Raw genomic sequence first — 24,409 nt, forward strand, 5'->3', positions numbered from 1 at the left:
GGCGTCGTCCGTCAGAGCGTGTCCGCGGATCGCTCCGCCTTGAATCTGGTTATTTCTTGGCGTTCTGGTTGGCGACCGGTTCGCCCTTGACTCGCACATCGGCGATCGTCGAGCGCAGCGCCGTCACCTTGGTGCCGCCGCCAAGATCGATCTCCAGCTCGTTGTCGTCGATCACCTTCGTCACCTTGCCGACAAAGCCGCCGCCGGTGACGACAGTGTCGCCGCGACGAACCGCCGCCAGCATCTCGCCGCGCTTCTTCAGCTGCGTGCGCTGCGGGCGGATGATCAGAAAATACATGATCACGAAAATCAGGACAAACGGCAAAATGCTGATGAACATATCGGGAGAGGCGCCGCCGATGCCTTGGGCGTATGCCGGTGTCACGAACATCGAGGTACTCCTGAATTTTGAAAAACAGCCACCAAACGATCAAGCAGGATTTGGCGGCCCCTAGAAATTTGGCCGGAATATAGTCGGTAAAGTTGTCAATGCAACTGCGCGGCCGGGCAAATCGGCTGCTTTTCCGGCCTGTTTAGCCGTGTTAGAGCAGGATCGCGAAAACCGCGAGCCGGTTTTCGGAAAAGATCACGCTCGAACAAATGGTTGCAACCGGTTTCGAAACCGCCGGAATCGAACCGGACCTACCTGCCACCGCAAAAACCGAAGCAAAAAAGACCCGACATGACCGATACCAGCATCGACGCCCTGAACCAGAAACTTGACCGCCTGATCGAGGCGGTCAGCCGCCTCGCGCCGCCGCCGGCGCCTGAAACCGACCTCAACGTGGCCGACTGCTTCGTCTGGCAGGCCGATCCCGGATATCTGGAGCCGGTGCGCAAGGTCAACCGCGTCGATATCGGCCTGATCCGCGGTGTCGACCGCGTCCGCGACATCCTCGTCGACAACACTGAGCGCTTCGCCGCCGGTTTCGCCGCCAACAACGTCCTGTTGTGGGGTGCCCGCGGCATGGGCAAATCGTCGCTGGTCAAAGCCGTACACGCGCAGATCAATGCCAAGGCGAAGCACGGCCTGCCGCTCAAGCTGATAGAAATCCACCGCGAGGACATCGACACGCTGCCGAAGCTGATGGGCCTGCTGAAGGCGGCCCCCTTCCGCGTCATCCTGTTTTGCGACGATCTGTCCTTTGACCATGACGATACGTCCTACAAGTCGCTGAAGGCAGCACTCGAAGGCGGCGTCGAGGGCCGTCCGGCCAACGTCATCTTCTACGCGACCTCGAACCGCCGCCACCTGTTGCCGCGCGACATGATCGACAATGAGCGCTCGACCGCCATCAACCCATCGGAAGCGGTCGAGGAAAAGGTCTCGCTATCCGACCGTTTCGGGCTGTGGCTCGGCTTCCATAAATGCTCGCAGGACGAATATCTCGACATGGTCAACGGCTATGCCAGCCATCATGGCCTCGACATCGACCCCGAGCAGTTGCGCGCCGAAGCGCTGGAATGGGCCACCACACGCGGCAGCCGCTCAGGCCGCGTCGCCTGGCAATTCACCCAGGATCTGGCCGGCAGGCTCGGCAAGCCATTGAAGGATTGAGGCGATGGATCGCGCCGCCAACCCGATCGACCGACCAGGTCATTTGGGCGGCTGCGTCCGTCGCAAATCGCGCGGCGTTTGACCGATCTCGCGGCGCATCCAATGCGCCAGGTGTGACTGGTGCGCGAAGCCCGTCATTTCAGCTACTTCGCTTGTGCTGAGGTCGCCTCGCTGCAGCAGAACGCGTGCGCGTTCAACGCGACGCCGTAACACATAGCGGTGCAAGGTGACGCCCGTCGCCACTTTGAACCATGTCCGCAAATGCGAGCTGCTCGCGCCGGCAACGCGGCTTAGTCGATGAATCGAAAGCGGCTCGTGAAGAGACGCCTCGATGTGCTCCAGCACGCGTTTGAGCTGGGTATCCGACAAACGGTTCGTTCGACCGATATCAGGTTCACCAAGGCCGAGCAGCCTCACCGCCAGTGCGGCGCCAATGCTGTCGGCAAACAAAGGGCCGCTTGGCGAATCTGCATTCAGTTCGCTCTCGAGCGCCCAGGCGAGATGTGCGATGCGCTGGTCGCGAAGCAGGTGGCGCGTGTCGAGCCGCAATGCTTGCCCCTTGCCGCCAAGCTCCGCCACCACCCTTTCCATCAGCGCTGGCTGCAACGCAATCTCGATCGTGTCGAACGGGGTTTCGGCCTCGAAGCCGCCCTCCTGGCCGGCTGGCACCAGGTCGATATCCCCGGCGCGCCTGACGAAATATCGCCCAACCTGATCGCAGTAGGAGCGTGTCGCCGCGCTGGCATGCACCATGATGCGATGGTGTGGAGCCCGGGACAGGCGGTGGACTCCGGCTTCGATATGCCGGGAGGCCATTGTTACATCGGACACGGCTTGAGCCGGAGCGTATTGCGACTGCATGCTCTCTCTCGATTCATGGCAAAACCTGTCCGAGATTTGGCAATTCCCGCGCGATTTTCAATGCCGTCGACCTGTACTCACGCCTCTCCATCAAACTTGGACGAGAGGTTACACCATGAGTTTCTATGTTGTTGTCGGAGCGGGCCCGGTCGGTCGCGAAACCGCTCGCCTTCTTGGCGAGGAAGGACATGATGTCGTTCTCACCAGCCGAAGCGTCGGCTCGAACGCATTGCGGAACGTGCGGCCCATGCAGGCCGATGCTACCGATGCGTCGGAACTCGCGCGTGTCTGCCAAGGCGCCGATGCCATCTTCATGTGCGCCATGGCCACCTATCACAGGTGGCCAACCGATTTTTTCCCCATCATCGACGGCACCGTTCGCGCGGCCGAAGCGGTCGGCGCGAAACTCATCGTGTTGGGCAACCTCTATGGCTATGGGGAAAATGCCGATAGCCCGCTTCGTTCCGACCTGTCCCTGGATCCTACTTCGAAGAAGGGAACGGCCAGGACGATCATGTGGCAGCGAGCCGCCCGTGCCGACGTGCCGGCAATCGAAGTGCGGTCCAGCGACTATCTCGGCCACGGCGCGATCAGCTACTTCTCGCTGGTCGCCCTGCCCTCCATCATCGAAGGGAAGCCCACCGCTTTCATTGGAAACCTCGATGCGACGCATGCCTGGGCCTTCACCAAGGACGTCGCCAGGACGCTGGTCGCGGCTTCCCGCTTCACGGGCGAATGGGGACGGGCGTTTCACGTCCCCTCGCAATACGCCTCACCCCGGGAGCTCATCCAGAAAACCGCTGCGATGCTTCGACAGGAGGTTTCAGAAATCCGTTCTTATTCGATTGCCGAGATGGAAGCATTGGGTATGCATGAGCTCATCGAGATGAGCTATCTTTTCGAGAACCCCTTGCTGGTGGATTCTTCCGACGCCGAGGTGCTTCTCGGTATTAAGGCCAGCAGCCTTGAGGTCATGATCGCCGACACGCTGCGTGATCATCTCCGCGCTTGAGGGCCGGCCTTCGACAGAACTGAAAAAGCCCGCTCCTTGCGGAACGGGCTGAGCCGGCGGGCTGGACTGGAGGTCAGGCGGCCCGCATATCGCTTTTTTTCTTCTATTCGAGATAGCCTGACGGATCGACCGGGGCGGAGTTCTTGCGCACTTCGAAGTGCAGCTTCGGCGAATCCGTCGTGCCGCTCATGCCCGAGAGCGCGATTTCCTGGCCGCGCTTGACCTTCTGGCCGCGCTGGACCTCGATCGAGCTGGCATGGCCATAGACGGTGACCAGGCCGTTCTCGTGGCGCACCAGCACCGTGTTGCCGAATTCCTTGAGGCCGTCGCCGGCATAGATGACAACACCGTTCTCGGCCGCCTTGACCGGCGTGCCCGTGGGCACGGCGATATCGACGCCGTCCTTGCCGGATCCGAAACCGGAGATCACCCGGCCGCGCACCGGCCAGCGCATCTTGCCGATGCCGGTGGCATCGGGTGCCACCGCGTCGTCGTCCTCGGCCTGCTGGATGACCTTGGCGTCCTTCTTCGGCGGCGTGTAGGAGGCCAGCGTTTCCGAAGGCGTGGCCTTTGCCGGGACTTGCGTTGTCGCGGTGGTCACCGGATCGACCTTGGCCGGCTTGGCGCTGGCGACTGTCGCCGTTCCGCCGCCCGGCACCTTCAAGGTCTGGCCGATTTTCAATATGCCGTCCTTCATGCCGTTGGCCTGCTTCAGCGCGACCACGCCGACGCCGGTCTTTCTGGCAATCGAGGACATCGTGTCACCCGACTGGACCGTATACGTACCGGCGGCGCCGGTTGCCTTGGCCATCTGCGCCGGCTTGGGTTCCTTGGGCTGGTTCGCCGTGGCCGACGCATCGACCTGGGCGGCGGACTTGCCCTCCTTCAGCTTAGGCTGCTGCGGCAGCACCGCCACCTTGTCCGGCGCGCTGGCCGGCAGGTCATGCTTGCCGTCCTTTGCCGGCTTTGCGTCGGCGACCTTCGGCTCGGCCTTGCTCGAATAGGCATAGGCCGGGATGACGATCTTCTGGCCGGTCTTCAGCCCCTTGGTCGGGCTCAGGCCATTCACCTTCATGATGACATCGGCCGGCACCTTGTAATGCGCCGCCAGGCCGGAAATGGTCTCGCCGTCCCTGACGGTGATTTCGGTCGCGTGCGGCGTGCCTGCCTGGGCCATCCTCGGCTCGTCGGGCTGGGCATTCTTGAAAGGCTTGGCGGCCGGCGCGACAGTGCCGGTCGTCGTCCTGTCGACATGAGGAGCGGGCCGAACCAAGGCCGGCGCCGATGCGACACGCACCGGATTGGCGGCAGGCGCGAGCGCTGGAGCCGGCTGCGCCTGCGCGGAAGCCGGCGGCGGCAAAGGCCGGCTCGAAACCGGATCGAGGCTGGAACGGCTCACCGACTGCGTGTGGCTGCCGTCAAGCGGAGCAGCCGAGACGTCGCCCGGATAAGGCTGCACCGCATCCTGCTTGTTGATGATGGCACGTTGATTGTTGGTCGAGGACGTGAAGACGTCGTCGACACTGTTGAACCGCGAAGCCTGGGAACTGCACCCGGCCGCCGCGCCTGCAATCATCAGAACAGCGCAGCCCCGCGCCAGATTGCGACTATTTGTCTTCAAAACACTGAGTTGCATCGCACTAACCCGCACAAACGCTGCACCAACTGGACAGGATTAAAGCGCGTTAATGTTACTGGCCGGTTAACCCATTAGAATCCGACGAAAATTTTCTTAAAACATTTGGGGATGATCAGCGGCACGATGGCGAGCCCGAAAGAGATCCGGCGGCCGGCCGGAAACTAGATAACCGCTGCAATGCTTCGCAGGATCGGCTGCAGCCGCACGAGGCCGATATCCTCGCGCTCGAAACGGCTGCCGACCTTGGTGAGCTTGGCCAGCACCTGCTCGCCCTCCTCCGGCCCGATCGGCGCGATGACGATGCCGCCGCTCGACAATTGGTCGAGCAGGAAGCGCGGCAAACTGTCGAATGCAGCCCAGGCGACGATGCGGTCAAACGGCCCTTCATTGGGCAATCCGTTGGAACCATCGGCCTGCCGCACGATGGCATTGCCTATGCCGAGTGCCTCGAAACGCTGCCTGGCTTGCTCGACCAGCGTCTTGTACCGATCCACGGTCACGATCCGCGCCGCCAGCCGCGACATGACAGCCGATGTGTAGCCGGAACCGGTGCCGATCTCGAGCACGCGGTTTCCCGTTTCAATGGCCAATGCGGCGATCACCGCCGCCTGCAGATCCGCCCCTTCGATCGCTTCGCCGCATTCGATCGGCAGCATGCGGTCCGACCAGGCGATCTGGTGGTATTGCGCTGCCAGGAAGCCGCGTCGCGGCGTCGCCTCGAAAGCCGCGATCAGCGCCTTCGGCACCGTTCCCCTGCCGCGCAGGCGCAGCAGGAAAGCGGCAAATCCTTCGCGATCATCGATTGGAAAGCCCTGATTCATGCAAGCGCCTTGCTCAGCTGGTCACGGATCTCATGCGCGGTAAGGTCAAGCTGCAGCGGCGTCACAGACACCAGCCTGTTGCGCAGGGCAAAGAGATCGGTGCCCTGCTTGCCCTCGACCGGCTCGCGGCCGAAGCGCAGCCAGTAATAAGGCAGGCCGCGCCCGTCGCGGCGCTCGTCGACCCACAGGCTGTGCACCAGCTTGCCCTGCGTGGTGACCACCGTGCCGGCCACTTCCTCGGGAAGGCAGTTGGGAAAATTGACGTTGAGCAGGACGCCGTCCGGCAGCGGCGTCGCGACGAGCTTCTTCAGCAGTGCCGGCGCCAGCGCTTCGGTGGTCTCATAGGGGACGACGCGATCCTCGCCGACAGTGCTGTAGCCCTGGCTGAGCGCTATCGACCGGATGCCGAGCAGCGCGCCTTCCATGGCGCCGGCGACGGTACCGGAATAGGTGACGTCGTCGGCGATGTTGGCGCCCGAATTGATACCGGACAGGATCAGGTCGGGCGCACCGGGCAGGATCTTCTTGACGCCCATGATGACGCAATCGGTTGGCGTGCCGCGCACGGCAAAATGCCTTTCGCCGATTTTCCGCAACCGCAGCGGCTCCGAAATCGACAGCGAATGCGCATAGCCCGACTGGTCCTGTTCCGGCGCTACCACCCAGACATCGTCGGACAGGGTGCGGGCGACGCGCTCGAGCGAGGCCAGGCCCTCGGCATGAATGCCGTCGTCATTGGTCAGAAGAATGCGCATTATTTCGATTCGATCTTTTCCAGCCCGCCCATGTAAGGCCGCAGCACTTCAGGAATGGTTACGCTGCCATCCTCATTCTGGTAGTTTTCGATGACAGCTATGAGCGCGCGGCCGACAGCGGTGCCCGAACCGTTCAGCGTATGGACGAAGTGGTTGCCCTTGCCATCCTTGTCCTTGTAACGGGCATCCATGCGGCGCGCCTGGAAATCGCCGCAGACAGAGCAGGACGAGATTTCGCGATAGGCGTTCTGGCCGGGCAACCAGACCTCGATGTCATAGGTCTTGCGCGCGCCAAAACCCATGTCGCCGGTGCAGAGCACCATGGTCCGGAACGGCAGCTCAAGCCGCTTCAAGACTTCCTCGGCGCATTGTGTCATCCGCTCATGCTCGGCGAGTGAGGATTCCTGGTCGGTGATCGAGACCAGCTCGACCTTGTAGAATTGATGCTGGCGCAGCATGCCGCGCGTATCGCGTCCCGCCGAGCCTGCCTCCGAACGAAAGCAGGGCGTCAGCGCCGTGAAGCGCAGCGGCAGCTTTTCATGCGCCGTGATTTCTTCGCGCACGAGGTTGGTGAGCGGCACCTCGGCGGTCGGGATCAGGCCAAGCCTGCCCTCCCCATGTGGCGTGAAGAACAGATCCTCCTCGAACTTCGGCAACTGGTTGGTGCCGAACAGAACGTCGTCCTTCACCATCAGCGGCGGGATCACTTCCTCATAGCCGTGCTCCGTCGTGTGCAGGTCGAGCATGAACTGGCCGATGGCGCGTTCCATCCGCGCCAGGCCACTCCTGAGCACGGTGAAGCGCGATCCCGACAGTTTCGCCGCGCGCTCGAAATCCATCATGCCGAGCGCTTCGCCGATCTCGAAATGCTCCTTCACCCAGTTCGGCCGTGTCGGCACCTTGCCGACGACATGCTTGACGACATTGTCGTGCTCGTCCTTGCCGACCGGCACGTCGTCGAACGGCACATTCGGCAGCACCGCCAGCGCATCGCTCAGCGCCTTGTCGAGCTCGCGCTCGCGCGCCTCGCCGTTCTGGATGAAAGTCTTGATCTCGCCGACCTCGGCCTTGAGTTTCTCGGCAAGCGGGGCATCGCCCGAACGCATGGCGTTGCCGATCTCCTTCGAGGCGGCGTTGCGGCGCTCCTGCCTGGTCTGCAGCTCGGTGACATGTTCGCGCCGCGCCTCATCCTTGGCGATCAGCCCGTCAACCGTGGACTGCGCCTCATCCGCCGACCACGAGCGCTTGATGAGCGCCTCGACAAGGGCCTTCGGGTTGTCGCGAATCCATTTGATGTCAAGCATGGTGTCCGTCCTCAAGCTGGGTTTGAGGGGCGTAAACCGCATCCTTGATCGATGCAAGATGGGCCGGGCGGCGGTTGTCGTTTTCCGCCGCCGCCGATGCCCTACGAGGCCGCCGGCGCTGGCGGCTCGTCCGGCGCCTTGTCGGCCACGGTCTCGCCGGCTTCCTGCTTCTCGCGCGCAAGCCGCTGTTTCTCCTGGTCGCGCTCGATCCACCGCGCGGCCCAGATGGAAACCTCGTAGAGAAGGATGGTCGGAATGGCCAAGCCGATCTGGCTCATCGGATCCGGAGGTGTCAGCACCGCGGCAACGATGAAGGCGATGACGATCGCCCATTTGCGTTTTTCGGCCAGCGCCTTGGACGACAGCATGCCGACGCGCGTCATCAGGCTGGTTACCACCGGCAGCTGGAACACCAGGCCGAAGGAGAAGATCAACGTCATGATCAGGCTGAGATATTCCGACACTTTCGGCAGCAGCGAAATCTGTACCTGGTCATCGGTGCCGACCTGCTGCATGGCGAGGAAGAACCACATCACCATCGGCGTGAAGAAGAAATAGACCAGCGAGGCGCCCATCAGGAACAGGATGGGCGATGCGATCAGGAACGGCAGGAAGGCATTGCGCTCGTTCTTGTAGAGCCCGGGCGCAATGAATTTGTAGATCTGCGTGGCGATCAGCGGAAAGGCGATGACCATGCCGCCGAACATGGCGAGCTTGACCTGCGTGAAGAAGAATTCCTGCGGCGCGGTATAGATCAGCTCGACCTTGTGCGGGTCCAGCCCTGCCCATTTCGTCGCCCATTTGAAGGGGACAACCAGAAGGTTGAACAGCCTCTTGGCGAAGAAGAAGCAAACCAGGAAGGCTACGAAGAAGCCACCGAGAGACCAGATCAAGCGCCTGCGCAGCTCGATCAGATGCTCCATCAGAGGCGCCGACGATTTTTCGATCTCGTCCTTTTCCTTGTCCGAAACGCTCACTTGGCGGCTCCAGCCGTCTTTTTGGCTGCCGGCTTCTTGGCCCCAGCAGGTTTCGGTTCGGTTTTCGCGGACGCCTTGGCAGAAGGCGCCTTGGCTGCAGGCGCCTTGGCGACGGCAGGCTTCGTCACAGCCGCGGTTTCAGGAACTGCCGCTGTCGTGGCCTTTGTCGACGCTTTGGGCGTGGGTGCGGTTTTTGCCGCCCCCGCGGGTGAGGCTTTTGCCGCCACCACCTTAATGGATGGCGCTTTTGAAGCCGGCACCGCCTTGGCGGTTTTCCTGGATGCCTTCGGTTCCGTGGAAGCCGCCACCACCGATTCATCGGTCATCGCCGGGAACATCGATGCTGGGGGCGTGACTTCCGGGCCATTGACGCCAGGCATGGTCGTTGCACCGTTTTTCAACGGCTCGGCCGCCTGGGGCGTCGCCGCTGCAGGGGCCGATGGATCGGCGGCCGGCTTCGGCTTCATCGCCGCGTCGACGCCGGCGCGCACATCGGCTGCCGCCTGCTCGAACGGATTGAGCTGCTTCTTGATCTCGGCGACTGGGCTGAGACCCCGAAGTTCGTCGACCGACTTCTTGACGTCGTCGAGCTCGGCTTCCTTCAAGGCCTCGTTGAATTGCTTCTGGAAATCGGCGGCCATGGCGCGCAGCTTCGCCGTCGTGCGGCCGAATGTGCGCAGCATGTTGGGCAAATCCTTGGGCCCGACGACCACGATCATGACGATCGCGATCACCAGCATTTCGGTCCAGCCGACTTCAAACATGGCAATCTGTTCCGACTAGAACTTTTGGCTCAGCTCTTGCTGGCCTTTTCCTTCGCGGCCGAAACGGTCTCATCGGCACGGTGTTCGACGGTGCGCTTGTCGTCGGCAACGTCGTCGTCGGCCATGCCCTTCTTGAAGCTCTTGATGCCCTTGGCCATGTCACCCATCAGCTCGGGAATCTTGCCGCGGCCGAACACCAGCAGCACGATCACCAGCACGATCATCCAGTGCCAAATCGAAAATGAACCCATAACCAAATCTCTCTCGAATGTTTTCCCTGGCGATGATCTATGCGTTTTCGCTTTGGGATTCAAACACAACCGCGACAGAGTTTATGAAAGGCCGACGGATGTCACGCATTTTCGGCGATGCGGCCCGCTACCAAACGGCGCATGTAAAGCCGCAAAGCAGCTTTTGAAAGGCGCTCGTGGTCAATCTTCCGTGACGCGCGGCGTCAGCAGACCGAGCTCCTCGAAGTCGATGTCGGTCAGCGGATCCTCGTCCTCGGTCAGCGCGTCGGGATCGGCCGGCGGTTGCGGGATGGAGAAATTCGACGGCATGCGGCCCGATAGCAGGCCGGCGCCCTTCAGTTCCTCCATGCCTGGAAGATCACGGATTTCCTCGAGTGCGAAATGGTCAAGGAAGGTTTCGGTGGTGCCATAGGTAACGGGGCGGCCGGGCGTTTTGCGGCGGCCGCGCATGCGCACCCATTCCGTTTCGAGCAGCGTGTCGAGCGTGCCCTTCGAGGTTTCGACACCTCTGATGTCCTCGATCTCGGCGCGCGTCACCGGCTGGTGGTAGGCTATGATCGCCAGCACCTCGAGCGCCGCCCGTGACAGCTTGCGCTGCTGCACCGTATCGCGGCTCATCAGGAAAGCCAGGTCGCCAGCGGTTCGGAAGGCCCAGGCATCGCCAACCCGCACCAGATTGACGCCGCGCCGGGCGTAGATCTGCTGCAGCTCCCTCATGGCTAGCGCGACATTGATGCCATCGGGAAGGCGTGCGGCAAGCTGCTTTTCGCTGACGGGTTCGGCGCTGGCGAACACGATCGCCTCCGCCATGCGCACGGCTTCCGCCATATGCAGACGCTCGGCCGGGTTCTGCACCTGCTCGGCCACATCCTCGGAGAACAACTCCTGCCCAGGCTCGTCCTCGACCTTGAACGGGATAACCGAAGCGTTGGCGCGTTCGCTCATGATGCCACCTCGACTGCCTTGATTGCTTGCGTGCGGCCGCGCAAATAGATCGGGGCAAATGTCTGATCCTGCCGCACGTCCATCGTGCCGTCGCGCACCAGTTCCAATGTTGCCGCGAAGGAACTGGCGATCGCCGTGCGCCTTTCCTCGGGGCTGGTCATGTACACGATCAGGAAACTTTCCAGTGTCGTCCAGTCGCTTACAGCCCCGACAAGGCGGGTCAGGATGTCGCGCGCGTCCTTGAGCGACCAGACACCGCGCCTGGCGATCGTCACGTTGTTGATCGCCTGCTTCTGCCGCTGCTGGGCATAGGCCGTCAGCAAGTCGTAGAGCGACGCTGAATAGGCGTTGCGCTTCTCGATGATCACCATTTCCGGCATGCCGCGCGCGAATACGTCGCGACCGAGCCGGTTGCGGTTGACCAGACGCGCAGACGCGTCGCGCATGGCTTCGAGCCGCTTCAGCCGGAACTGCAGCACCGCCGCCAGTTCCTCACCGCTCTCGCCCTCCTCGCCCGGCTGCTTGGGGATCAGCAGCTTCGACTTGAGGAAGGCCAGCCAAGCCGCCATCACCAGATAGTCGGCGGCAAGTTCGAGCCGCAGCGCCCTCGCCGTCTCGACAAAGGTCAGATATTGCTCGACCAGTGCCAGGATCGAAATGCGCGCCAGATCGACCTTCTGGGTACGGGCAAGATGCAGGAGAAGGTCGAGCGGGCCCTCGAAGCCGGCCACGTCGACGACCAGCGACGGATCGCCGGTGACGCGTGAATCGTCATTCTCGGCCCACAGGCGGTCCATCGGTGCGGCCTTCGGAGCCTTGCTTTCCAATGCTTCCGCCACTGCCCTGTCACTTCCCTTGGTTATGCCACCGCGTCGAAATAGGTGGCGAATTCAGCGCGTATCTCGGTTTCTTCTACCGTGTCGCTTTTCTTTATATAGGTCATTGCCCGCTTGGCGCGCTCCAGCGACTTGCCTTCAAGCCCTTTGGTGCGCAATGCGATCCCCGCCATCTCCTCGAAAACGCCGTTGCAGTGAAGGACCAGATCACAGCCGGCCGCAAGGATCGAGGCGGCCTTTGTCGGGAAATCCCCAGAAAGCGCCTTCATCGAGGTGTCGTCGCTCATCAAGAGCCCGTCGAAACCGATCTCGCGGCGGATGATCTCGTCGATGACCTTGCCGGAGGTGGTCGCCGGGTTCTTGGGATCGATCGCGCTGTAGACGACATGCGCGGTCATCGCCATCGGCAGATGGTTGAGTTCGCGGAACGGGGCAAAGTCGTGCCGTTGCAGATCGCTGAGCGAGGCGTCGACGACAGGCAGCTCGAAATGCGTGTCGGCAAACGCCCGGCCGTGCCCCGGAACATGCTTCATCACGGGCAGCACGCCGCCCGACATCAGGCCTTCGGCCGCGGCGCGGCCGAGTTCGATGACCGGACGCGGATCCTTGCCATAGGCGCGCGCGCCGATGACATCGCTGGCCCCTTCGATCGGGACGTCGAGCACCGGCAGGCAATCCGCCGATATGCCGTAGCGCAGGAGGTCGAAGGCATGCAGCCGCGCCATCAGCCAGGCGGCGCGCGCGCCTGCGTCGTGATCGTCGCGCCAAAGCGCCCCCAGCGCGCCACCGGCCGGATAGTTCGGCGCCAGCGGCGGTCGCAGGCGCTGCACCCTGCCGCCTTCCTGGTCGATGAACACCAGCGCGTCCGGGCGCCCGATGCAGTCGCGCATCTCGGCGACGAGATCGCGGATCTGCTCGGCCTCGCCGATGTTGCGGGCAAACAGGATGAAGGCCCACGGGCACTCATTGCGATAGAAACGGATCTCTTCGCGGGTGAGCGTTTTCCCGGCACAGCCGAGGATCATGGATTTTGATTCGGTCATTTCAGGAGTCTAGGGCTTCGCGCGGTCAAAGGGAATCATCCCTGACCGCATAGGACGGGCTGCAAAACAGGCTTCCACATGAAAAAGTCGGCGCGGCCTTGGGCCGCGCCGACTTTGAGAGATTGGATCGACGTCTAGAGCATGATGCCGAAAAGTGTGAAGCTGTTTTCGGACGACATCATGCTCTATCTCTTTGACTTAGAGACGGATTCAGATTTCAGGTCGACTCGACCTGAAATCATCCGGCTCTAGCGCGATACGAAGCAGTTGCCGCCCGCGGTCTTGTAGCTGGTGCACAAATTGATCGCATCGTTGCGCGACTGAGCCGGAACGCGCACGCGGTAGAACGTGCCCTTGCCGGCGATCTCGGCCTTGACGATGTTGGCCGTGCGGCCGGAGAGCACGCTGCCGTAGCGGCGCTGCAGGTCCTGGTAGGTCGACTGGGCACTCTCTACCGTCGGCTGAGAAGCGATCTGCATCGACCACGAACCGCTGCCGGTCGCGGTCGAGGCGGAATCGATGGAAGCGACCTGATCTGGCTTGACCTCGCCGACCACGTCGACCGGCTGGTCGGACGGACGCTGCGGCGCGATCGCAACCTTGGCCGGCGTGTTGGCCGACTGCGCCTTGGCAGGCTTGGCCGCGGGCTTCAGAGCCGGCTCATCGTCGGCCTGCGCGGCGGCGGGCGCCACGGTTCCAGTCTGGTCGGTGCCAGTCTGGGCGGTACCGGTCTGGGCGGCGCCAGTCTGGGCGGCGCCAGTCTGGGCGGCCCCAGTCTGGTCGGCATTGGCCAGCGCGGCAGGCGCCACATGCTGTGGTGCCGGATCGGTCGGCTCCGCCGCGGCGACCTGGGGTGTCGCCGGTGCCGGATCCTCACGCGCCACCAGCGAGCCGTCGGACTTGACCACCATGGTCCTGACCTTGCGCGGCGCAACGGCAACGACATCGTTGCTGGTGCCCTTGTCGGCTTCCTGCAGGACCTGCGCGATGCGATCCTCCGACTTCGGCGTGGGCGCCGCAATGTTGGCGGGGGCCGCACCAGCGGTCGAGACGTCGCCTGCGCCATCCGTGCCGGCGGCGGCGTTCTGGTCGGGAGAAAGATCGACGGCGCGGGCCGGGTCCTTCGCCTGCACGTCCACCGGCTCCTCGGCGTTGGTGACGAGCTTCTGCTGGACCGGCTCGGCCGGCTTCGCGCCCTTGACCACCGCGTCATAGACCTTGTTGTCCTGGTTCGGCACCACGGTGCCACCCGGATTTTCCGGCTTGATCTTGATCGGTGAATTATCGGCCTTGACGATCACCGGAGCCTCACTGCCGCCCTTGCCACCGAAAGACAGCGCAAAGGCGCCAAGGCCGCCCGCGACCGCCACGGCACCGACAATCGCCGCGATGAAGAGGCCGCGCCGGCCCGACGACCGGGCGGCTTCCCGCTCGCCGAGACCCGGAACCGACATCGCTTCGTCCAGTTCGGGATCGTAGTCGAGTTCATCGACGGTGAAATCGTCCGCCTGCGAGATCGGCTGGCTGCCGGGCAGATCATCGAAGCCTTCAGCAGCATCGGCATAGGTCGAGGCCGCCGCCGCGCGGGCAGGCATTTCCGCCGGCCGTGCCGCATAGGTCCGCGCTTCCGGCTGATAGGCCGGCCTGGATTCTTCATATCCCGGATTGACCGCGTCATATCCCGGATTGACCGCGTCATATCCCGTATTGGCGTTGCCATATCCCGGATTGGCGTTGCCATATCCCGGATTGGCCGCGTATCCCGGATTGAACCCGGCATTGTAGGATTCGTCCGCATAGGCGGCGCTAGTGGCAGAAGCAGGCGCGACCTCCACCGAATTCATTTCAGTCAGAAGGCTGGCGAATTCGGCGTCGAGATCGTCATAACCGGATGCTACCGGCTCATCGTCCTCGAAATGCAACTCTGGAATGTCGAGATCGTCGGCCAGCGCCACGACGCGCTCCGGCACATCGACCGTCTCGACATCGGGCATCTCTTCATAACGCGAGGCCTGCGGCGCCGATGGAGCCACGTAGGGAGCGGCGGCTGCAACCGGCTCGGCCGGCCGGTAGGACGGCACCGCGGCCGTTTCCGGTGCTGCCGTCCAGGCCGCCATCGAGGCGGCAGGCTGCGCGGCAAATGCCGGCTGCTGGGGAACCGGTGTCACGCGGCTCCACGAACGGGCCGGCTCCGACGGCGCGGAGCGTTCCGCCAGCCAATCGAGCGAATCAGCTTGATCCTGCGGGGAAGCTGTTTCGTCACGCGGGTCGACGCCCTTGGCCCGGGTGGCGTCGATGGTGTCATTGTCGAAATCGACCTCGCCCTGTTCAGCGGTCTCCGAGCCGAAATCATGGTCCCGAAGCTCGTCGAGCAGCAGGTCGTCGAGGTCAACGTCAGCGGCATGGGCGGAACCGGACTGATGCACATCCTCGGACGCTGCTTCATCGAGATCCCAGTCGAGATCACCAACAAGATCGACAGGTTCCTCCGCGGCCTTTGCAGTCGAGACGAGTGGCGGCTGAACAGGCGCGGCGGCCGGCTGGGGCACGACCAGCTGAGCCATGGCCGGTTCCCTGGCCGACGGCAGGGTGCGCGCGGTCATGGCGCCAAGAAGCGCGTTCAACTCGTCTTCGAGGCTTCGTTCGTCCGTGATGGGCGCCTGCACTGGCGACGCGATGGCTGCCGCGGGCGCCATCGGCTGCGCGGGAGCCGCTGCGATTTCGGCGACGGGCTCTTCGGCGGGCTCGGCAAACGCCTCGTCCAAATCCAGGTCGAAAGCATCATCCGAAATGGCTTCAGCGCCTGGAACCTCGTCCTTCATGCCGATGACATCGGCAAGCAACTCACGCGCTCGCGGCTCCTCAAAAGCCTCTGGCTCATCGGCCTGAACGTCAAAATCCACGTCGACATCGGCCATGGCATCGTCGAACTGACCAACGAAATCCTCGCCGGAGATCGACTGGGTCTCATCCGCGGCGGCCGGCGCCGGCTCTGGATATTCGGCAGCAGCCACTTGGCGCTGATCCGCCGAATGGTCGTCGAGCATCAACTCGTCCTCGAGCGAGATCGCAACGGCATCGTCGAATTCTTGATCGGAAGCCGGCTCGGCCGCTGCCGCCACTTCTGCAACCGGCGATTCAACGGCATACCGGGGCTCGGCGGCGTCGTCCTCGATATGGAAATCCCGGTCGAGGGAAGCGGCAAGCTCGTCTTCCATCGGCAGATCGTCGTCAAGGGCCGAAACGTCTTCGAGCGAGCTGGCCACGGCCGAGCTGGCCAGGGTATTGTCGAAATCGATGTCGACGGCAGGCTCGACGGAGGGCACAGCTTCCGCGGCGCCGGCATGGCTGGCGGCCACCGTCCGGTCATCGACCTCAGCCATGTCCAGGTGAAAATCGTCGTCAAGCGACAGCGCGAGATCGTCATCCGACACATCGATTGCCACCGGCTCGACTGCCGGCTCATGAGCCTCGACAAGCGGAGCGACGACGCTGTCGGCAGCGTCGAATTCGCCCATCAGTTCCTTCTCGAGATCGATGTCGAAATCGCCCTCTCCCGCAGCCTGATCGGCGACCATGGCTTTCGGCTCGGCCGGCGCCTGCGGCTTGACCGGCTGGCGGGGGTCGAATCCCATGATCCTGGTCAGTTCCGCGAACGGATCATCGGCGGCGATGTCGTTGTTGTCGGCTACTCTCAGCTGGGTTCTGTCTGCCATTATTGTTCCCGAACTCGCACTCATTCGGACGCCATGGACGTCGCGCAGGGTTGGCCCTTACCAGCGCAATGTGGGCAAAAGGTGACAGGTTTTTTAGTCAAACCTAACGCATTTCGGTGGGCGCGGCGGCCCCGATCAACGTCAGGCCGGACGTCAGAACATCCGAAACAGCCTGCACCAGCCCTAGTCTGGCATGCGTCAATTGTCGGTCGTTAACCTTAACAAAACGTAAGTCCGGATTATCCGTACCCCGGTTCCAGTGTCCATGGAAACTGGAAGCCAGATCATAAAGATAAAATGCCAGCCGATGCGGCTCGAGCGCAAGAGCGGCGGACTCGATCAGGCGCGGATATTCCGCAAGCTTCCTGATCAAGCCGATTTCCCCTTCGTCGGTCAACGACGTTGACGCTGCCGCCAGGCTGTTGCGGTCGAAATTCGCCTCGCCCAATTGTTCGCTCGCCTGCCGGAACACCGAATGGCAGCGCGCCGAGGCGTACTGCACGTAAAACACCGGATTGTCCTTGGACTGTTCGGTCACCTTGGCGAAGTCGAAATCGAGCGGCGCATCGTTCTTGCGATAAAGCATCATGAAGCGGATCGGATCGCGTCCGACTTCTTCCACCACCTCGCGCAGCGTCACGAAGTCACCGGACCGCTTCGACATCCGCACCGGCTCGCCATCGCGAAACAGCTTGACGAGATTGCACAGGAGAACGGTGAGCTTGACGTCGTCGCCGGCAATGGCCCGCGCCAGGGCTTCCAGGCGCTTGACGTAGCCGCCATGGTCGGCCCCGAGAACATAGATCAGGTCGACGAAGCCGCGGTCGACCTTGTCCTTGAGATAAGCCACGTCGGCCGCGAAATAGGTGAACGAGCCGTCGGACTTGACCAGCGCCCGATCCATGTCGTCGCCGACGGCGGTCGAACGGAACAGCGTCTGTTCGCGGTCTTCCCAGTCGTCCGGCTTCTCGCCCTTGGGCGGCGGCAGCTTGCCCTTGTAGATATGGCCCTTCAGCGTCAGGTCGTTGATCGCCGAGCGGATCTTCCTGGCATTGTCGGCATGCAGCGTGCGTTCGGAGAAGAACACGTCGTGATGCACGTTGAGCAGTGCAAGGTCCTCGCGGATCATCACCATCATCGCATCTATGGTGCGATCCTTGACGATGGCCAATGCCTCGTCATCAGGCATCTGCAGCAAGGAACGGCCAAACTCCCTGACCAGAGCCTCGCCGACGGAGACCAGATAGTCGCCGGGATAAAGTCCTGCCGGAATCTCGCCAATATCGTCGCCAAGCGCCTCGCCATAGCGCAACATCGCCGAGCGCCCGAGCACGTCGATCTGCGACCCGGCGTCGTTGATGACATATTCCTTGGTCACGTCGTAACCGGCGAACGCCATCAGGTTGGCGAGCGCATCCCCGACGACGGCGCCCCGGCAATGGCCGACATGCATCGGCCCGGTCGGATTGGCCGAGACATATTCGACATTGGTTTTGCGGCCGGCGCCGATCGTCGAGCGGCCGTAGTTGGGACCCTCGCCCAAAAGCGCCGACAGATGCGCCTGCCAGAAACCGTCCCGGAGCCTGAGATTGACGAAGCCGGGACCGGCGACCTCGGCGGCGGCGACATCCTGGTCGGCCCGCAGGGCGTCCGCCAATCTCTCGGCCAGCGCGCGCGGGTTCTGTCCGGTTGGCTTGGCCAGCACCATCGCCGCATTGGTCGCGAGATCGCCATGGCTGGCGTCGCGCGGCGGCTCGACGGCGATGCGCGACAGATCAGGCGAAACGCCGTCCTGGTCCTTCAGGTCTAGCGCTTCGACAGCCTTTGTGACTCGCGCGGTGAAATCGGCGAAGATGTTCATGGTGTATGCTCGGTGGCTTTATGACGAATCCGGCCCTTTGGCCGGCAAATCGAGCCCGCCCTAGCTCAAATCCGGGGTGCGGTCAAACAAACGCCTGTGTTCCTTGAGCGCATAGGTGTCGGTCATGCCGGCCAGGAAATCGGCGACGCTGCGCGCTTTGATGCGATCCTCGGCGCGGTCCAGCCCTTCGCGCCAGCCGTCCGGCATGGCGCGCGGGTCGGCAAAATAGACGTCGAACAGGTCCCGGACGATCTGCTCGGCGTCCGCACGCACCCGCATGACCTCCTCGTGCCGGTAGAGGTGCTTGTAGAGGAAGGCCTTCAGTTCCTTCTCGGCTTCCGCCATCTCGATCGAAAATGTTACCATCGTTTCGCCCGCCGCCCTGACCGCGTCAGCGCTCAGCGGCCTGATCCGCTCCAGATTGGCGGTGGTCGACTTGATCACATCCTCGACCATGGCCGTGATCTGGCGCCGCATCAATTCGTGGCCGGTGCGCACGTCATCAAGCCTGGGATAGCGCTCGCGCACAGCTTTCAGGATCGTTCCAGGCAGCGAAACGGCCTTCAGCATGTCAAGCGTCAGCAGCCCTGACCTCAGCCCATCATCGATATCATGCGTGTTGTAGGCAATGTCGTCGGCAATCGCCGCGCACTGCGCTTCGATGCCGGCGAACCGGTCTAGCTCGAGATCCTGTAGTTGCGAGTAGTCGCGGATCGCCTGCGGTACCGGCCCTTTCAGGCCTTGGCCGCTACTGTCGGTGAGCGGACCATTGTGCTTGACCAGGCCTTCCAGCGTTTCCCAGCTCAGATTGAGCCCGTCGAATTCAGCGTAGCGCGCCTCCAGCCTGGTCACGATGCGCAGCGATTGTGCGTTGTGGTCGAAGCCGCCCCACGCCGCCATCTTTTCGTTCAGCGCGTCCTCGCCTGTGTGGCCAAAAGGCGTGTGGCCGAAATCATGCACCAGCGCCACCGCTTCGGCGAGATCCTCGTCGCCGCGTAGCGCCCGCGCCAGGGCACGTGCGATCTGCGCCACCTCGATCGAATGGGTCAGCCTTGTGCGGTAGTGGTCGCCTTCGTGCGCGATGAAGACCTGCGTCTTGTGCTTGAGCCGCCGAAACGCCGTCGAATGGATGATCCGGTCGCGGTCACGCTGGAACGGTGTGCGGGTCGGACTTTCCACCTCGTCGAACAGACGGCCCCGCGAACGTGCGGGATCCGTGGCGTAGGCCGCGCGCGGCCGATAGCCAAAACCGATGTCGCCAAGCTCATTTGTCATGGCTGATGCTGCCGCAGTTGACTTGCCCCGTCGCGCTTCATACCTATCATGTGAAACCGAAAGCAAGGTGACGCCCATGGGCGCGGATGCCAAGACTGCCATGAAAGTCGATATGACCGAGGCCGCGGCCAAGCGGATCGCCAGGATTGTTTCGGCCGAAGCCGGCAAGACGGCGCTGCGTGTGTCCGTCGAAGGTGGCGGCTGCTCCGGCTTTTCCTACAAATTCGATCTGGTCGACACACGCAATGACGACGACGTCGCCATCGAGAAGGATGGCGCCACGGTGCTGATCGACGACATGTCGCTGGTCTATATGGGTGGCTCGGTGATCGATTTCGTCGACGATCTGATGGGACAGTCGTTCCAGATCAGGAACCCGAATGCGGTCGCCTCCTGCGGCTGCGGCACCAGCTTCTCCATCTAGGACCGAGATGCCCGCAACTGGCGCGGTTCGTCAGGTTGCGCTCTCAGCCGGTCGCGACCTCGACGCGACGCTGGCCTTTTGGCGCGACGTCCTCGGCATGAGCATTCATGCCCGCTACGATCCGCCCGGCATCGCCTTCATCATGGCCGGCGATGTCAGGCTGTTGTTTACCGACGGCATCCCGGCCGGCACCCTCTATCTCGACATGTCAGGCCTCGAAGCCTTTTATGCCGAGGCCAAGGCAGCCGGCATTCCCTTCACCGCGCCGCCGGCGCTCGTCCATCGCGACACCGAGGGCCGGTTCGGCCCGGCGGGGGAAAGCGAATGGATGGCCTTTATAAAGGACCCGGCAGGCAATACGATCGGACTCGTTGAACGCCGCCCGCCGCAGGAACAATGAGACCGTCATGAAAATCGTCACCTGGAACATCAACGGCGTGCGCGCCCGCATCGGCAACCTTACCCATTGGCTGACCGAGAGCGCGCCCGACATCGTCTGCCTGCAGGAGATCAAGACGGTCGACGAGCAGTTCCCGCGTGCCGAGATCGAGGCGCTTGGCTATAATGTCGAAACCCATGGCCAGAAGGGCTTCAACGGTGTCGCCCTGCTGTCGAAGCTTCCTTTCGACGAGGTCATCAGGGGCCTGCCGGGCGACGACATCGACGAGCAGGCCCGTTTCATCGAGGGTGTTTTTTCCACCGACAAGGGCGCACTTCGTGTCGCCTCGCTCTATCTGCCCAACGGCAACCCGATCGATGACGAGAAGAAGTTCCCCTACAAGCTGTCGTGGATGGCGCGGCTGGAGCGGTGGGCGCAGGAGCGCCTGAGGCTGGAAGAGGCGTTGGTGCTGGCCGGCGACTACAATGTCATCCCCGAGCCCATCGACGCGCGGTTTCCGGAGAACTGGCTGGGCGACGCGCTGTTCCAGCCGCGGACGCGGCAGGCTTTCCGCCGGCTGCTGAACCTCGGCTTCACCGAAGCGGTGCGCGCGGTCACCGATGCGCCTGATACCTACACATTCTGGGATTATCAGGCCGGCGCGTGGCAGAAGAACAACGGCATCCGCATCGACCATCTGCTGTTGTCGCCGGAAGCCGCAAACCGGTTCTCATCGGCTTCGATCGAAAAACATGTGCGCGCCTGGGAAAAACCGTCCGATCACGTCCCGGTAGCGATCAACCTCGCGCTGCAGCCGGCCGGATAACCAGAGAAACCCTCATATCGCCACATTCCGACGCATGATGGGAGATCATCATGGCGGCCGGGGTTCCCATGACCATTCGATTTGCTCTTTGTCCGATCGGCTTGGCACTCGCCACGGCCGCGATCGTGCCGGCCTTCGCCGCGCAGGAATGTCTTGCCAATGGAAAATCCTATCCGGTCGGCCAGGTCGCCTGCCTGACGGTCGCCGATCAGAGTCATTTGGCTCGCTGCGACATGGTGCTCAACAACACATCGTGGACAAAGGTCGGCGATAGCTGCCCCGCAAACACGATGGCGCCGCACCTGCACGTCACGCCGATCTCCACACCCGCGCCAAGCATGGTGCCGACCGAACCAACCGAAAACTGATTTTCTGGTTCCTCGAAAGAACCTTACTGATCGACGTTGCTGCCCTTGGTCAGGATATCGTCGGCCAGTGAGATCGCGGTGCGACGGTCGGCTTCGCCGGCAGCGGCGAAGGCCTCTTCCTGCATGCCGCGAATCCAGGGCTGATCGGCCGGGGAAGCACGCTCGAGGGCCGCTGTCATCATCGCCAGGCCGCGCACGACCTTGCCGCTCTGGAACAACAGGTGGCCAAGCGTCGCCTGCGCGCCGGCATGGCCCTTCTCGGCGGCGAGCTGGAACCAGCGCCCGGCCTGCTTGACGCTGGCCTTCACGCCGCCTTCACCCTTCAGGAACATCTGCCCCATCTCGAACTGGGCGTTCGGATTGCGGTAATTGGCGGCGGCGCGCATGTAGTATTCCTGCGCCGCCACCTCGTTCTCGCTGACCGGGCTGCCGGGAATGCCCTTGCGCAGATAGTCGCCCAGCGCCACCAGCGCGTCGGAGACGTAGCTTTCTTCCGGAGAGCCGGGCTCGACGTCCTGGTCGACGATCTCCGAGAAGAACTTGAATGCCTCATAATCGTCGCGGGCCACGCCGTCGCCTTCGGCATACATGCGCGCAAGTTTCCAGGTGGCGCCGATCTGGCCGTTTTCGGCGGCGTATTTATAGGCCTCGGCCGCCTGTTCCTTGTGGCCGTTCTTGTAGGCGGAGAAGCCGAACTGGAACACCGCCCAGGGACTCGACTGCGGCTTCACCCCGGTCTTGTCGTCGAACACCTTGTCGTCGAAAGCCATGGCCTGGCCCACGGCGCCAAAGATCGCAACCGCGACCAGTGCCGGAAGGACAGATGACCTCAGCAACTCTGGTGTTGACTTCAACAACTCAGATATCCGCATAGCAGTGTGTTTCTTTCGCACCGCCCGGATGGGTGACCGCGCCATCCCTGGCGGACCCTACCGTCTGTGCGTATTTCCATATCGCGCCCGACTGATAGTCGGTCGTACGCGCCTTCCATGTCTTCGCCCGAGCTGCCAGCTCGCTATCGGACAGCGCCACCTCGATCGCGCCCTTCACCGCGTCGATCGTGATCACGTCGCCATCCTTGACGAGACCGATCGGACCACCGACCGCAGCTTCCGGCCCGACATGGCCGATGCAGAAGCCGCGTGTCGCGCCCGAGAAGCGACCGTCGGTGATCAGTGCCACCTTGCCGCCCATGCCCTGGCCGTAGAGTGCCGCCGTCGTCGACAGCATCTCGCGCATGCCAGGGCCGCCGCGCGGTCCCTCATAGCGGATGACCAGAACCTCGCCTTCCCGGTAGTTGCGATGCGTCACCGCTTCGAAACATTCCTCTTCCGAATCGAAGCAGCGCGCCGGACCGGAGAACTTCAACTCCGCCATGCCCGCGACCTTCACGATCGCGCCTTCGGGGGCTAAGTTTCCCTTCAAGCCCACGACACCACCGGTTTGGGTAATTGGTCTGTCGGCCGGGCGGACCACATCCTGGTGTTCATTCCAGGCAACGTGCTCCATATTTTCGGCCAAAGTGCGGCCAGTGACCGTCAGGCAATCGCCATGCAGATAGCCATGGTCGAGCAGCGTCTTCATCAGCAGCGGAATGCCGCCGGCCTCGAACATGTCCTTGGCGACATATTTGCCGCCCGGCTTGAGGTCGGCGATATAAGGCGTCTTCTCGAAGATGCGCGCCACGTCGAACAGGTCGAACTTGATCCCCGCCTCATGCGCGATCGCCGGCAGGTGCAGTGCCGCATTGGTCGAGCCACCGGTGGCCGAAACCACGGTCGCGGCGTTTTCCAGCGCCTTCAACGTGACGATGTCGCGCGGACGGATGTTTTTGGCGATCAGCTCCATGATTTTTTCGCCGGAAGCGAAATTGAAGCGGTCGCGCATTTCGTAAGGCGCCGGCGCGCCGCAGGAATAAGGCAGCGCGAGGCCGATCGCCTCGGCGACCGTGGCCATGGTGTTGGCGGTGAACTGGGCGCCGCAGGAACCGGCCGATGGACAGGCCACCTGTTCTATTTCAAGCAACTCGGCATCGCCGATCGTGCCGACCGAATGCTGGCCGACCGCTTCAAACACATCCTGCACGGTGATCTGACGACCGCGATAGCTGCCGGGCAGGATCGAACCGCCATAAATGAAGATCGACGGCACGTTGAGCCGCACCATGGCCATCATCATGCCGGGCAGCGACTTGTCGCAGCCGGCGAGCCCGACCAGCGCATCGTAGCAATGGCCGCGCATGGTGAGCTCGACCGAATCGGCGATGACCTCGCGCGACACCAGCGACGACTTCATGCCCTGGTGGCCCATGGCGATGCCGTCGGTGACGGTGATGGTGCAGAATTCGCGCGGCGTGCCGTTGGCGGCGGCCACGCCCTTCTTGACCACCTGCGCCTGCCGCATCAGCGAAATGTTGCAGGGTGCCGCTTCGTTCCAGCAGGAGGCGACGCCGACCAGCGGCTGCGCGATCTCGGCCGCCGAGAGGCCCATGGCATAGAGATAGGACCGGTGCGGCGCACGCGCCGGACCGACAGTCACATGGCGGCTAGGGAGCTTAGCTTTTGAGATGACCTTGGCGTCCATTCTCTTCCTTGCCGCGGGCAGTGCGGCCTGTCCCATCGCCGAGCCTTTTGGCGCGTGTCCCGAGACAAGATCGAGGTGCGCCGGGTTTATGGCGGGAAATGGGCAATTTCCTCGACCTGACTTCCAGCGCAGGGGTTGTTCAGGGAGTGTTGCCAAAACATCACAATCGCACGAGGCGGCCACAGTGCGGCTTATATACAACGCAGCTTGG

At 62.9% G+C, this 24,409-nt stretch carries 23 protein-coding genes; 6 read left to right on the plus strand and 17 right to left on the minus strand.

Annotated features, from left to right (window positions below; genetic code table 11):
* Positions 1-49: 49 nt before the first annotated feature.
* Entirely contained in the window at positions 50-391 is a 342-nt protein-coding gene (gene yajC / locus FJ527_RS04590; RefSeq protein ID WP_010909882.1) for a preprotein translocase subunit YajC, read from the minus strand.
* A gap of 291 nt (positions 392-682) precedes the next feature.
* Here yajC and FJ527_RS04595 point away from each other — a divergent pair, with 291 nt between their 5' ends.
* On the plus strand, positions 683-1,558 hold the full coding sequence (locus FJ527_RS04595) for an ATP-binding protein (RefSeq protein WP_140821919.1): 876 nt from the start codon (positions 683-685) through the stop codon (positions 1,556-1,558).
* A 39-nt stretch (positions 1,559-1,597) separates the two neighbouring features.
* Here the strand turns inward: FJ527_RS04595 and FJ527_RS04600 are convergent, their stop codons facing one another.
* Positions 1,598-2,419 carry an AraC family transcriptional regulator gene (locus FJ527_RS04600; protein ID WP_140791048.1) on the minus strand — a complete coding sequence of 274 codons (822 nt, stop codon included), beginning with the start codon at positions 2,417-2,419 and terminating at the stop codon, positions 1,598-1,600.
* Between the two features lie 115 nt (positions 2,420-2,534).
* Between FJ527_RS04600 and FJ527_RS04605 the strand changes: the two genes are divergently transcribed.
* Positions 2,535-3,431 carry an NAD-dependent epimerase/dehydratase family protein gene (locus tag FJ527_RS04605; RefSeq protein ID WP_140821921.1) on the plus strand — a complete coding sequence of 299 codons (897 nt, stop codon included), beginning with the start codon at positions 2,535-2,537 and terminating at the stop codon, positions 3,429-3,431.
* A gap of 103 nt (positions 3,432-3,534) precedes the next feature.
* On the opposite strand, the gene FJ527_RS04610 is transcribed toward FJ527_RS04605, so the two are convergent.
* From FJ527_RS04610 to FJ527_RS04670, 13 genes are all read right to left on the minus strand, one after another.
* Entirely contained in the window at positions 3,535-5,067 is a 1,533-nt protein-coding gene (locus tag FJ527_RS04610) for a peptidoglycan DD-metalloendopeptidase family protein (RefSeq protein WP_140616085.1), read from the minus strand.
* A 164-nt stretch (positions 5,068-5,231) separates the two neighbouring features.
* Complete coding sequence (locus tag FJ527_RS04615; RefSeq protein WP_015317538.1) at positions 5,232-5,891, minus strand: protein-L-isoaspartate(D-aspartate) O-methyltransferase; 660 nt, start codon at positions 5,889-5,891, stop codon at positions 5,232-5,234.
* Entirely contained in the window at positions 5,888-6,646 is a 759-nt protein-coding gene (surE, locus tag FJ527_RS04620; RefSeq protein ID WP_015317537.1) for a 5'/3'-nucleotidase SurE, read from the minus strand. Before surE ends, FJ527_RS04615 begins: the two co-directional genes overlap by 4 nt.
* Positions 6,646-7,950 (minus strand): serine--tRNA ligase, encoded by a 1,305-nt coding sequence (gene serS, locus FJ527_RS04625; protein ID WP_140821923.1) that lies wholly within the window; start codon positions 7,948-7,950, stop codon positions 6,646-6,648. The genes surE and serS overlap by 1 nt, the downstream gene beginning before the upstream one ends.
* 101 nt (positions 7,951-8,051) lie before the next feature.
* The gene (gene tatC / locus FJ527_RS04630) at positions 8,052-8,927 is read right to left on the minus strand and encodes a twin-arginine translocase subunit TatC (protein ID WP_023769965.1); all 876 of its coding nucleotides are present in this window, start codon (positions 8,925-8,927) and stop codon (positions 8,052-8,054) included.
* Positions 8,924-9,691, minus strand: coding sequence for a Sec-independent protein translocase protein TatB (gene tatB, locus FJ527_RS04635; RefSeq protein WP_140716630.1), 768 nt, complete (start codon positions 9,689-9,691; stop codon positions 8,924-8,926). The genes tatC and tatB overlap by 4 nt, the downstream gene beginning before the upstream one ends.
* 29 nt (positions 9,692-9,720) lie before the next feature.
* A complete protein-coding gene (locus FJ527_RS04640) occupies positions 9,721-9,942 on the minus strand; it encodes a twin-arginine translocase TatA/TatE family subunit (protein WP_015317533.1) in 222 nt (73 codons plus the stop codon).
* Positions 9,943-10,122: 180 nt separating this feature from the next.
* Positions 10,123-10,887: an SMC-Scp complex subunit ScpB gene (gene scpB / locus FJ527_RS04645; RefSeq protein ID WP_140821925.1), complete on the minus strand. Its 765-nt coding sequence runs from the start codon at positions 10,885-10,887 to the stop codon at positions 10,123-10,125.
* Positions 10,884-11,684, minus strand: coding sequence for a ScpA family protein (locus FJ527_RS04650; protein WP_015317531.1), 801 nt, complete (start codon positions 11,682-11,684; stop codon positions 10,884-10,886). The genes scpB and FJ527_RS04650 overlap by 4 nt, the downstream gene beginning before the upstream one ends.
* Before the next feature lie 62 nt (positions 11,685-11,746).
* On the minus strand, positions 11,747-12,766 hold the full coding sequence (gene nagZ, locus FJ527_RS04655; RefSeq protein ID WP_140821927.1) for a beta-N-acetylhexosaminidase: 1,020 nt from the start codon (positions 12,764-12,766) through the stop codon (positions 11,747-11,749).
* Positions 12,767-13,014: 248 nt separating this feature from the next.
* Complete coding sequence (locus tag FJ527_RS04660) at positions 13,015-16,482, minus strand: SPOR domain-containing protein (protein WP_140821929.1); 3,468 nt, start codon at positions 16,480-16,482, stop codon at positions 13,015-13,017.
* Positions 16,483-16,585: 103 nt separating this feature from the next.
* Complete coding sequence (argS, locus tag FJ527_RS04665; protein ID WP_140821931.1) at positions 16,586-18,343, minus strand: arginine--tRNA ligase; 1,758 nt, start codon at positions 18,341-18,343, stop codon at positions 16,586-16,588.
* 60 nt (positions 18,344-18,403) lie between these two features.
* The gene (locus FJ527_RS04670; protein ID WP_140716620.1) at positions 18,404-19,618 is read right to left on the minus strand and encodes a deoxyguanosinetriphosphate triphosphohydrolase; all 1,215 of its coding nucleotides are present in this window, start codon (positions 19,616-19,618) and stop codon (positions 18,404-18,406) included.
* Positions 19,619-19,694: 76 nt separating this feature from the next.
* Between FJ527_RS04670 and erpA the strand changes: the two genes are divergently transcribed.
* Genes erpA through FJ527_RS04690 form a run of 4 tightly spaced genes read left to right on the plus strand, consistent with a single transcriptional unit; the run spans position 19,695 to position 21,615 of the window.
* Positions 19,695-20,042, plus strand: a complete 348-nt coding sequence (erpA, locus tag FJ527_RS04675) for an iron-sulfur cluster insertion protein ErpA (RefSeq protein ID WP_140661113.1) — start codon at positions 19,695-19,697, stop codon at positions 20,040-20,042.
* Positions 20,043-20,049: 7 nt separating this feature from the next.
* A complete protein-coding gene (locus tag FJ527_RS04680) occupies positions 20,050-20,442 on the plus strand; it encodes a VOC family protein (protein WP_140821933.1) in 393 nt (130 codons plus the stop codon).
* A gap of 7 nt (positions 20,443-20,449) precedes the next feature.
* On the plus strand, positions 20,450-21,247 hold the full coding sequence (gene xth, locus FJ527_RS04685; protein WP_015317524.1) for an exodeoxyribonuclease III: 798 nt from the start codon (positions 20,450-20,452) through the stop codon (positions 21,245-21,247).
* A 50-nt stretch (positions 21,248-21,297) separates the two neighbouring features.
* The gene (locus tag FJ527_RS04690) at positions 21,298-21,615 is read left to right on the plus strand and encodes a hypothetical protein (RefSeq protein WP_015317523.1); all 318 of its coding nucleotides are present in this window, start codon (positions 21,298-21,300) and stop codon (positions 21,613-21,615) included.
* A 23-nt stretch (positions 21,616-21,638) separates the two neighbouring features.
* Here the strand turns inward: FJ527_RS04690 and FJ527_RS04695 are convergent, their stop codons facing one another.
* Positions 21,639-22,487 (minus strand): tetratricopeptide repeat protein, encoded by an 849-nt coding sequence (locus FJ527_RS04695; RefSeq protein ID WP_140616060.1) that lies wholly within the window; start codon positions 22,485-22,487, stop codon positions 21,639-21,641.
* Complete coding sequence (ilvD, locus tag FJ527_RS04700) at positions 22,474-24,198, minus strand: dihydroxy-acid dehydratase (RefSeq protein WP_140821935.1); 1,725 nt, start codon at positions 24,196-24,198, stop codon at positions 22,474-22,476. The genes FJ527_RS04695 and ilvD overlap by 14 nt, the downstream gene beginning before the upstream one ends.
* Positions 24,199-24,409: the final 211 nt, after the last annotated feature.

It is taken from the genome of Mesorhizobium sp. B2-4-18 (assembly GCF_006441385.1).
GTDB lineage: Bacteria > Pseudomonadota > Alphaproteobacteria > Rhizobiales > Rhizobiaceae > Mesorhizobium > Mesorhizobium australicum.